Raw genomic sequence first — 11425 nt, forward strand, 5'->3', positions numbered from 1 at the left:
TTATGATCCGTATTGAATTAAGTACGCTTATTACTAAGTTAAATCCAATCAGCAAACTTGCTATGGAGGAGGCGGCTTCATTGTGTATCGCTAGACAGAATGAAGAAATAACCCTATCTCACCTTCTTTATTGTTTGTTAGAAAACCCGCTATCCGATGTGAGAGTGCTGCTTAAGCAAACTGAGTGTGATATTAGTGAGCTAAAAACACTTTTAGGGAGTAGTTTACCAACTAGGACTACCTTAGATACTTACCCATCATTTTCTCCACTTTTGGTGGAGTTATTGCAAGATGCTTGGTTATTGTCCACCACTGAATTACAAGAAACTAAACTAAGATCTGGTAGCCTTTTTCTTGCAGCATTAATGCAATCCAGCCGTTACCTTTCTTTTGAGCTTGTTAATTTCTTCGCTGATATTAACCGAGAATCCTGGCGTAGAAATTTCGCAAAATTAACAGCTAGCTCTTCAGAATCGAAAGCGAGAGAAGCCTCTACTGGTCGTCAGCCTGCCCAAGATAGTGCCAACAGTGCATTAGATAAATTCACCACCAACTTTACTCAATTTGCAGAGGATGGTGAGTTAGACCCAGTGCTGTGCCGCGACAATGAGATCAACCTGATGATTGATATTCTATGTCGTCGCCGTAAAAACAATCCTATCGTTGTCGGTGATGCTGGCGTGGGTAAAAGCGCAGTGGTAGAAGGACTGGCGCTGCGTATTGTTGCTGGTAATGTGCCTGACTCCTTAAAAGGAGTGCAACTACTGTCGCTGGATTTAGGTTTACTTCAAGCTGGTGCATCGGTGAAAGGGGAGTTTGAAAAGCGCTTAAAAGGGGTGATTGACGAAGTTAAAAACTCAGCTATTCCCATTATTCTTTTTATCGATGAAGCACACACCTTAATCGGTGCTGGCAATCAAGAGGGAGGAGGCGATGCCGCTAACCTACTTAAACCTGCCTTGGCACGGGGTGAGTTACGCACAATTGGTGCAACGACGTGGAAAGAGTACAAGAAATATTTTGAAAAAGATCCCGCGCTCACTCGTCGTTTTCAGTTGGTAAAATTGGATGAACCTAGCGCCGAACAAGCGGTTGTGATACTGCGTGGCCTACATGGTGTGTACGAGTCTGAACATAAAGTTTTGATCCAAGATTGCGCGTTGAAAGCTGCTGCGCATCTATCAAGTCGTTACCTTTCTGGACGACAACTGCCAGATAAAGCCATCGATGTGCTCGATACTGCATGCGCGCGCATTGCCATTAATCTTACCTCTCCACCTCGATATCTTGCAGAGCTGCAAGGCATTATTCATCAGACAGAAGTTGAGATCTCATTGTTATTGAGACAGAGAACCATAGGTCAGAGTATTGATGACGAGCATCTTGAATTGTTAAGTAAGAGGGTGAGTGATGCAATGTCGGAGCATCAATCATTAGAGTCGACTTGGAGGCAGCAACAGGAACTTGTCTCAAAAATCATTGAGCTGAGAAGTGCGATATTAGCAAGTTTTACAGCTAATGATGTGCCACAAGAGTTGTGTATTGAACTTAATGACGTTGAGGCGCAACTTGAACGACTTAGTGCCAAGAATCGCTTAGTTATTCCCCAGGTGGATGAAGAGCAAATTGCGGCAGTGATCGCCGATTGGACCGGTGTTCCTGTGGAGCAAATGAACAGCGATGAGCTGCATAAAATCACTCATCTGCCACAGTTGCTTGGAGAGTCATTAAAAGGGCAAGATATTGCCATCTCTCGTCTGCACCAAAATATGCTGACAGCAAGAGCCGATCTGCGTAGAGCTGGTCGCCCCAAAGGCGCATTTTTGCTAGTTGGTCCAAGTGGTGTGGGTAAAACCGAGACTGTGATACAAATTGCTGAGCAGCTCTATGGCGGCAAACAGTTTCTAACGACAATCAATATGTCCGAATATCAAGAGAAGCACACGGTATCTCGATTAATTGGCTCACCTCCAGGATACGTTGGATTTGGTGAAGGAGGTGTATTAACCGAATCCATTCGTAAAATGCCTTACTCTATTGTATTGCTCGATGAAGTTGAGAAGGCGCACCCCGATGTGTTGAACCTTTTTTATCAAGCATTCGATAAAGGCGAGCTTGCTGATGGCGAAGGACGTCTTATCGATTGTCAAAATATTCTCTTCTTTTTGACCTCCAACTTAGGTTATCAAACGATTGTTGCTAATGCACAAACACCAGAGTTGATTGAAAACAGCCTCTACCCTGAGCTCTCGGCATTTTTTAAGCCAGCACTGCTTGCTCGCATGGAAGTTGTTCCCTACCTCCCATTAGGCGAAAAGGTGCTGCGTGAAATTATTGCTGCCAAGTTAGCAGCGCTGACCCAACGACTTGAGCTTAGGTATAAAGCACAGGTGAGCTGTGAGCAAGCGCTTACGGATGAGATCATCAGACGTACAACCCGTACTGAAAATGGTGCGCGTATGCTAGAGGCTATTATTGATGGTCAGATGTTACCTCCTATTGCATTGGCTCTGCTCAATAAATTAGCAGATAAAGAACCTGTGCACAGCATCCGACTAGCTTGTGTTGATGGTGAGTTTATCGGAGAGGTGAGCTAGTGAGCACGGCGCAGTGGCTACAGCAAACATCCACCTTACTTGAGTGTAAGCTGGTGGATGATTTGATTGAGCAATTTATGCAGACTTTAATGGGGGAGTTAGATTTATGTGACATTCTCTTGCTAACCCCCTCCGTTGATGGGCGCTATCTGCATCTAGCAAAAACGACATCAACAGGTCGACTAAAGGTGGACGAGCAAGTCAGCTGGAATGTTACAGATTTTCAGCATCCATTTGCTCACGTATTGCAAATAGCAAAGCCAATGATGCTGGACTATTACAGTTTGGCCTATTGGCATGATAACCCTCAGTTTGCTGCTTTTATCTCTGGTATTGAAAAAGAGCACAGTTTGCTTCTCTATCCTCTTAAGCAAAATTGTCAGCTATTAGGCGTGCTCTGTTTTGCACTTGACTCAAGCCTCTGTTTACTTCAGAGGCAAGATTGGCAGCAATATAGTGAAGTCTTTATACGGCACTGGCAGTGGTTAACCTCTGTGGCGGATCAAACTGGACAAGCCAGCCAATTGACGGACTCGATCGCGGAGATACGTGATGAGATGACACTGCAAACCAATCTTACTCGTTTGTCTGGTGCGCTGGTAGGTAAGTCAAGTCAGATGGATAAGCTTCGTAAGGATATCTTACGTGGTGCAGGCACTGTGTTATCTGTGCTTGTACAGGGGGAAACGGGAACTGGCAAAGAGTTAGTGGCTAAAGCGGTTCATGATTACTCTTCCCGTCATAAAGCGCCATTTATTGCCATCAACTGTGCGGCTATTCCTGAAAATTTGCTTGAATCTGAGCTCTTTGGTTATGAGAAGGGCGCGTTTTCTGGGGCAAATAACAAGAAAATTGGCTTGATCGCCCAAGCTGCCAAAGGGACGCTTTTTCTCGATGAGATAGGGGATATGCCGCTAAGTTTGCAATCTAAATTGCTTAGGGTACTTGAGTCTGGTCATTTTCGTGCAGTCGGCGGTGCAACAGAACTTCACTCAGATTTTCGCTTAGTTGCAGCGACTCACGTTAACTTAAAAGAGAGAGTGAATGCTGGAGAGTTTAGGCGTGATCTTTACTATCGCTTAAATCAGTTCCCCGTCACTGTGCCAGTACTAAAGGCAAGGCTTGGCGATTTGCCGCAACTTATCCGCCATTTCATAGGATGTTTTAATCGTCATCATCAAGCGCAAATAACTGGTATTCGGTATGAAGCTTTATCGAAATTAACAAGCTATCACTACCCAGGTAATGTACGAGAATTAAGAAATATTGTTGATTATGCGTGTGCGCTTACGGTTCATAAGGGGGAAATCGATGTTAATGCTTTGCCCACGTTAGATGAGTCAAACTGTAATTCCTCAATTGCCTCAAATGTTAGTGAGCTTGAAGGTCATGAATATGCAGATATTGGAGATTTGAAAGAGGCTGTTGCACAGTTTGAACGTAACGTTATTCGCACTCGAATCAATCGATTTAAGGGGGACCGAACTAAAGCTGCAATGAGTTTAAGTCTACCTAAAAGAACGTTTTCTCATAAATGTTTAAAGCTGGAGATAAATGAATAATGTCACAGGGTAATGGATGGCTGCTGTTTGGATTGCTAATGACAGCAGCTAGTTGTTATGCATCGCCCCAGCAATTGAGCGGCCCCAAAGCGTGCGTGCAGATTAAAAGTAAGCTAGAGCGACTTTACTGTTTTGACCAAGCTTTTATGACGCCTATCGCTGTTGACGCAATTCAAGGTAGCGAGGAAGCTCGCGTTGCTGAGAGGGTTAGGGCTGATGCTAGCGAAGCAAATAGACAAGGAGAAACACACTTTATATTAGGGCAACAAGAAGATAATTCTAACAATGTATGGCTAACTGCAACGGCTATAGGAGCACTTCCTCCAAGGCCTGTCCTAATGCTGAGTTGCATTGATGAGATTAGCCGTGTTGAGCTTGTGGTATCTGAAGAGATCGCGGAAGGCTCGATATATGTGGCGATGAACAAGCCAAGTTCTCAAGGAGAGTTATGGGTCAGTGATAATTCGGGGTTAGTGTTCAGAACGGGGCGCGGTGTTCCTGCCATTCACCTGATGAAGAAGATGCTTTTAGTTAAAGAGTTCACGCTCAGCTCTGATAATGCAAGCTTCAATGACTTGCAGTTTGACGCAACGGGTTTAAAGCAAGCCATTAAGCCGTTACAAAAAGCATGCCGCTGGTAACTATATGACACATCAATATATTGAAAAGATAGCGAACCCCATCGTTGGAGATAATCCTGTCGGAGAACGACTTTTTGACGATGCTTTGTTTGATTTTGTCGAAGGTCAATTGATGAAGGTTGGGTCTCTCTCACATGCAGAGGTTCAGTGGGGAGAGGTGGAAACCGCTGTGCTCTCACTATTGGAGACTCGTACTAAAGATTTAAAGCTCATCAGCTATTTAATGCAGTGTCTTCAATACCAAGCCACTCTTGAGCGATTTAGTTTATCTCTTGGTGTTTTAGATATTTTCATGAAGGAGTATTGGTTGACTTGCTACCCCGCTCAAGGGGAGCGAGGCGTACTACCTCGTCGAAAGTACTTCTCCCAGATTATTCAGAGAACAGTAAAGTCTGGCGAAGGTATTGATACGCAGTTTTGTGAGCCACAAAGTAAAGAGTTGCTGCTTAGTCGCTTAACCAGCTTACTGGGTTCGGCTGAGAAATTGGAGTTGCCTACAGAAGTGCTCTCCTCATTACAGACAAGACTAACTAGGCAGTTAGAGCAAAATGAAACCAGAGTATCAGCAACAAAGCAGAATACAGCCTGTGAGCCTGCTGAAGAGGCGGTAAACAGGAACGCACCAAAGTTAGAAATAGATTCGAGCAACGATAAAGCGACCAAGCAAACCTTACTTAAAGTGGCTGATTTTATCTCTGAGTTTGAAACGGGAACAGGGCTAAGCCTGCGGGTCCGTCGATTTGCCACTTGGTCATCTGTAAACGGCGTGCCAGAAAATGCCAATGCAGCAGGTGAAACCAGTTTGATGCCGATTGCGGCGGACAGGGTCAGTGAGTATGAAAGTCAGCTAGAGAAAGGGGCGGATATGGCGCTGCTTAGGCGTGTTGAGTTGAGCCTGACGTTAAGCCCTTTTTGGCTCGATGGACACCACTTAAGTGCCCAAATTGCCATGGCGCTTGGGCAATTTGAGTGGGCTAAGGCGATTCATGAAGACACTGCTGCCTTTGTTGGGCGTCTGCCTAAATTACTGATGATGTCATTTAAAGGCGGCATTCCTTTTGCCAATGCCGAGACTCGAACTTGGTTAGATGAAGGTTACGAACGCAACAGTTTTGAAGGGAACGGACAGGGAGTTGAGCAAAAAAGGGCTGAGGTGGTTGAGCTGGCAGAATCGGGTGGCTTATCGGTTGCTTTTGCCAGTTTGAATGAACATCTACAGCAATCATCGGAGCCAAGAGATGCATTTTATCTACGTCTGCTGGGTGCTGATCTAAAACAGAGTCATCAATTATCAGCGATGGCTACGGTAGATTATCAAGTCTTGTATCAACAAGCGAATCATATGGTGTTAGCTGATTGGGAGCCAACCTTGATGGCTCGATTAAAACAAAAAGCAAATTTGGATTAAGTACAGGAAATAAGTATATGTGGTCTAAGCTCAAAACTTTTTTTATTAAGCTATTACCGGAACTAAAATCGGCTTTGCCTATTTTGTTAGCTGCCATTTTTGTTTTGATCAATGTGGGGATCTGGTGGGCAGGCCCTTGGCTTGTGATTGATGAAAGTAAACCCCTGTCGAATGTTATCTCAAGACTGATCGCTACTATTATTTTCTCTTTGTCCTGTTTTACCATTTGGGGTTGGTTCCAGTGGCGAAAGCTAAAACAATACAATGTCGATAATGAGAAGTCACAGCAGTTAAAAGACGACCCCATCATTGGCATGGTGGAGCGTCAGGAGATTGAACTTAATGATGTGATGTTGGGGCTTAAGGAGAGCCTTAATACACGAAATTATCTTTATGCACTTCCTTGGTATCTTGTATTCGGGGTAGAAAATGCGGGTAAAACCAGTCTAATTAACCGTTCTGGTCAAAAGTTTGTATTCTCTTCTGTGATGAGAGCATCGGGTAAGAAAACTGAGAATCCTTACTCATTTGATTGGTGGATCAGTGATGATGCGGTATTAATTGATCCTGATGGAGAGCTTTTAACCCAAAGAATGGTAGAGGGAAGCAACAACGGTGAAATGAGCAAGCGACTCTGGATGCATTTTGTCGAATGGCTCGATAAAACACGTAGCCGTCGTCCATTAAATGGGGTTGTCTTGGCACTAGATATGGCGAATATGGTGAGTGCACCGACATCTGATCGTAAAGCCTATGCTCACCTAATGCGTGCCCGTTTACGCGAGTTGATGGAAATCCTATCAACTCGCCTTCCTGTTTATATCACCTTGACTAAACTTGATCTTTTACTGGGTTTTGAACCATTTTTCCGACACTACAATCAGGCAGAGCGTGATGAGATCATGGGGTTCACCTTTTCACTAAACTCTGTCAATGATCTTGATAGTTGGCTTGAAGAGTTTAATGAAGATTATACTAACTTTATCAGCCGAATTAATGCCCACCTTCCGCGTGCGCTGCTTCAGTGTCGTGATAAAGAGGAGCGGGCGGCCATCTACAGTTTTGTTAGGCAAGTCGCTGGCGCTCATCAAGTACTTCAGGAGTTTTTTGCTGACGCATTGGCAAGTGATCAGTTCTCAACCTCTGCACTGGTACGAGGCGTCTATTTTACCTCTGTATACCAACAAGGGGTGCCGACTAATGCTTATGTGGATAGTGCTTCTCGTCGCTATGGACTTAGAGAATCAATAAACAGCGCACAAAAAAGTGATAATTCAACGCCATACTTTATTCATACCCTGTTTCAGAAGATCATCTACCCTGAGGCCGGTTTAGCTTCTGATAACTTTAAAGTCGCAAAGCAGAAAAGGCATCTAATGTTGCTCTCCTTCGTTGCTTGCTCAATCGCTTCTGTCCTGCTAGTGGGTACTTGGCATCGCTACTACTTACAAAACAGCCAGCAAGCTGATGCTGTTTTGAATAAGGTGACTGAGTTTAATGAGCTAAACGATCAAACAAGCTTTGATCAACTCGGTAAGAGTATTATTCCACCGCTTAATACCATACGAACGGCTACGTTAGAGTTTGGCTTTTTCCGTGAAAAACCTAAATTAATCTCTGACTTTGGTCTTTATCAGGGTCACACCATAGGTCCGAAAGTTGAAGAGACCTATTTGAACCTGCTCTCCTATCGTTATTTGCCTGCACTGCTAAAGCAGGTAGCAACAGATATGTCTTATGCTCCCACCACTAGCAATGAGAAGCTGGCTATGCTGAGAGTGTTTCGAATGATGGTCGATAAAAGCGGACGTCATGATGATTTTGTGAAAGCCTACTTCACCCAAGTATGGCAAACATCCTATGAAGGGGATAGGGTTTTGCAAACTCAGTTGATGGAGCACCTTGAATACGCACTGCAACATACCGACCTTCAGGCGATGCGAGACGATGGAGTTGTGGAAGCGGAAAATAAATTACGACCTTATGATCACTTGATCGCAAAAAACCAAAGAGAGTTAAGCAGTCTGCCCATAGAGCAGCGGGTATATCGCCAGCTTAAGCAATCAGCTTCTTCACAACTGGGTAGTGCGCTTGATCTTAAGCTGGCAACTGGTCCTGCTTATGAATTGGTTTTTGAGCAAAGAGTGAGTGATGAAAATGCACCGAATGCGATGAAGATACCACGTCTACTGAGTAAGCAAGGTTTCGAGCGTTACTTTATCCCTCAATCTGATTCCATTGCCGATCTTGCCTTGATTGATAGCTGGGTACTTGGTCAATCTGAGTCAACGGACTTTAGTGATGCAGATAAGATAAGTTTACGTAATAAGATCATTAACCAATACACGTTAGATTATCAGTCATCTTGGCGTAAGGCGCTAAACGACTTTGAATTAAAGGATTTCACAGACATTAATCATGCTGTATTAGTGATTGATAATTTTGCCATTAGCAATCGTCCTGTGAATCGTATTTTAGATAATCTAACCAGGAATACTGAGCTTTTCCCATCGATGCCAGATGATGCCAGTGCTATGGCTGAGATCATTGAGACGCCTCAGTATCAGATAGCTGCCAAAATTGATGGTGATTTCACAGAGTTAAATCAATTAACTAAGAGTGATGGAACTCAACCTGTTTATTTGGATGAGGTGATGGAGTCTGTGGGGCGTTTACATGCTTATCTTAAGTCTATTCAAGATGCACCAGATGTTGGTAAAGCGGCGCTTAAAGCGGCTCAGGAGCGTCTGACGCTTAATGATGCCGATCCTATCTATGCTCTGGAAAGGATCTCTGCCAGTTTGCCAAAACCTATGGATACCATGGTCGGTAAACTAGCGAGTGAAAGCTGGAAAGTGGTACTACAAAGTGCCATTAAACACTTAGAGGTGCGTTGGTATAATGAGGTCTATCAGGATTATCAACAAAACTTAGCTTCGCGTTATCCATTTAATCCTACATCAACAAAACAGGTCTCTATCGGTGATTTCCAAAGTTTTTTTGGTCCCGAAGGCACGTTAAGTCGTTTCTATAACGATCAGATGAAGATGTTTCTTGAAGAGAACTTTGATGCACTAAACCAATTTAGCAAAGGGGATTCAAATCTTGTGCGTAGCGATGTACTTCAATCACTCAAACAGGCACAACAGATCCAGAAAGCCTTCTTTAATCCAAAAGGAAACTTGGATGTGGAGTTCTCGTTGGAGGCATTGCAGATGAGTCCAAATAAACGTCGAAGTGTGATGAATATTGATGGTCAGTACGTTGAGTATACTCACGGCCCTAAACGAGGTATCGATTTGGTATGGCCAAATACTTTACGAGACTCTACGGTCAGTAAATTAACTTTGGTACCAAGTGAAACAAATGCATCTCCACGTTCGATTGTGTTCGAAGGCCCTTGGGCATTTTTCCGCTTATTAGATAGCGCAAGAATGTCCGGTAGCAGTTCAACCAGTGTTGATTATCAGTTTGAAGTCGATAAAGGTGATGTCACCTACCGCCTACGTACGCGAGATAATGTAAATCCATTTACTAGCAAACTACTTAGTAGTTTTGAGATCCCAAAAACCTTGTATTAATTGATGACAGGGGAGCTTCCCCTGTTTTACGTAAATAAAAACAACACTATACCTTGTTGGTGATACTTAAATGGACAACACGAGTCACAAACTAAACTGTTTTAATCTTGCATCTGAACTAACAGAGCTTAGGAATAGCAGTGCTTATCAGCAAATGAGAGTCGAGATCAATCGACGCAATAACCCACTGAGCGGTGGAACTGATTGGGAGAAGGTGTATCAACTGGCCCTGCAAATTTCATCGGGATTAGGAGCCGATCTTTTAACCTCAGCCTATTTCGTTACGGCAGCTTCGAAAACGCGAGGGGTGTCAGGTCTTGCTTCGGGCTTAGATTTGATGTTGTCGGTCATCTCCTTCTCCTCTGAGTTAACTCAACTACCCAATGAAAAAGTATCTGAGATCATCAACTGGGCTGTGACCAAGGTGACCCCTGAAATAAAGAAGATGGCGGTCACATCATCGAATGTACGAGAATGGTATCGCTGTGAACATGCATGTCAGAAATTATTTGAGTTGATCACTCAAAAGCAACCCCAACAAGTGCCTAATTTAGATGCTCTCGGCTATTTGATTTTCGAAAAAATCGATCTTCTTGAAACCAATAAAGTGGGGGGGATGGCTAGCACGACTTTAAATACCGCACCAGTAAAGGTAAAAAATACACGTTGGCTTTTATGGACTCTGAGTAGCTTAATTATTATTTGTAGTCTGTTAAGTAGTTATTTGTCAGTGGCCTATCATCAGCAGGTGAGTGAAAAATTACCGTTATGGCTGTATCAAGAGCCTGAAAAAGAGCTTGAGACATCGATTGCACAGCGTATAGATCAGGTGTTTAGTTTAGCGCAGGGGGAACCCCTAATTTCAATCTATCCAGAGCAGGTGAACTTACTGGTTGAGTTAGATAAAAATTATCAGAGGTTTACTAATGTTAGAACCAGTATGGCTAATCTAAGGTTACTTTCGCAGGCTTTGCCAGATACTCGAGATAAAGTGAAACAGGAAGCCCAATCTATTGCTCAATATGCCAGTAGTTTATCGCCCATTTTAGGGAGAGCTTATTACATTGGTGACCTGTTAGATAGTAAGGAATATGGTAGAGCTAAAGCTGAACTCAACCAGTTAGATAGTCATATTAAGGCATTGTTAATTAAAAGAACTTTGCTTGTCCAGCAACTGCATAATCAAATGTTAACCGAGTCTGACACACAGTCATTAGAGCTCAGTTCTCAATACAATAGTGGCGGTTTATCTCCTGATGGGGGGAGATGAACTCTCGTATTACTTCTACTAAAAGTCCAGCAGGGCCATTTATTGCTTGCTGGGCCACTTATTGCTCAGTTCTGGGCCATTTATTGCCTCGTTAGAATCAATAATAATATTACCTATTGAAATCAGTTACTTAAAAGTTGGCATAAAACTAGCTAATTAATGCTAGGTTTATCATAAAACCCATTTTAATCATGACTTATTTAATAGGAATTATCCATGCCAACACCATGTTATATCTCAATAAAAGGGCAAACTCAGGGCGATATCACTGCGGGCGCCTTTACTGCTGATTCTGTAGGTGACATTTTTGTCGAAGGCCACGAAGACGAAATGATGGTTCAAGAGTTTGACCATATCGTGACTGTA

At 43.3% G+C, this 11425-nt stretch carries 7 protein-coding genes; all 7 read left to right on the forward strand.

Annotated elements, in window-relative coordinates:
• The first annotated feature begins 2 nt into the window (after positions 1 to 2).
• Positions 3 to 2597, forward strand: a complete 2595-nt coding sequence (gene tssH, locus J8L86_RS20185; RefSeq protein ID WP_211031393.1) for a type VI secretion system ATPase TssH — start codon at positions 3 to 5, stop codon at positions 2595 to 2597.
• Positions 2597 to 4159, forward strand: a complete 1563-nt coding sequence (locus J8L86_RS21340; RefSeq protein WP_211031394.1) for a sigma 54-interacting transcriptional regulator — start codon at positions 2597 to 2599, stop codon at positions 4157 to 4159. The genes tssH and J8L86_RS21340 overlap by 1 nt, the downstream gene beginning before the upstream one ends.
• A gap of 38 nt (positions 4160 to 4197) precedes the next feature.
• Positions 4198 to 4800 carry a type VI secretion system-associated protein VasI gene (gene vasI / locus J8L86_RS20195; RefSeq protein ID WP_211031395.1) on the forward strand — a complete coding sequence of 201 codons (603 nt, stop codon included), beginning with the start codon at positions 4198 to 4200 and terminating at the stop codon, positions 4798 to 4800.
• Positions 4801 to 4804: 4 nt separating this feature from the next.
• A complete protein-coding gene (gene tssA / locus J8L86_RS20200) occupies positions 4805 to 6208 on the forward strand; it encodes a type VI secretion system protein TssA (RefSeq protein ID WP_211031396.1) in 1404 nt (467 codons plus the stop codon).
• A 17-nt stretch (positions 6209 to 6225) separates the two neighbouring features.
• Positions 6226 to 9789: a type VI secretion system membrane subunit TssM gene (gene tssM, locus J8L86_RS20205; RefSeq protein WP_211031397.1), complete on the forward strand. Its 3564-nt coding sequence runs from the start codon at positions 6226 to 6228 to the stop codon at positions 9787 to 9789.
• Positions 9790 to 9859: 70 nt separating this feature from the next.
• Positions 9860 to 11059, forward strand: coding sequence for a type VI secretion system ImpA family N-terminal domain-containing protein (locus J8L86_RS20210; RefSeq protein WP_211031398.1), 1200 nt, complete (start codon positions 9860 to 9862; stop codon positions 11057 to 11059).
• Positions 11060 to 11275: 216 nt separating this feature from the next.
• Positions 11276 to 11425, forward strand: a 150-nt coding sequence (tssD, locus tag J8L86_RS20215; RefSeq protein WP_211031401.1) for a type VI secretion system tube protein TssD, incomplete at its 3' end; no start/stop codon positions are given.

Source organism: Shewanella sp. MMG014, assembly GCF_018100775.1.
Lineage (GTDB): Bacteria > Pseudomonadota > Gammaproteobacteria > Enterobacterales > Shewanellaceae > Shewanella > Shewanella japonica.

What these genes read in the sequence shown, in the direction of transcription:
- tssH (WP_211031393.1), top strand. Translation starts at nt 3, where the DNA reads ATGATCCGTATTGAATTAAGTACGCTTATTACTAAGTTAAATCCAATC.
- vasI (WP_211031395.1), top strand. Translation starts at nt 4,198, where the DNA reads ATGACAGCAGCTAGTTGTTATGCATCGCCCCAGCAATTGAGCGGCCCC.
- tssA (WP_211031396.1), top strand. Translation starts at nt 4,805, where the DNA reads ATGACACATCAATATATTGAAAAGATAGCGAACCCCATCGTTGGAGAT.
- tssM (WP_211031397.1), top strand. Translation starts at nt 6,226, where the DNA reads ATGTGGTCTAAGCTCAAAACTTTTTTTATTAAGCTATTACCGGAACTA.
- J8L86_RS20210 (WP_211031398.1), top strand. Translation starts at nt 9,860, where the DNA reads ATGGACAACACGAGTCACAAACTAAACTGTTTTAATCTTGCATCTGAA.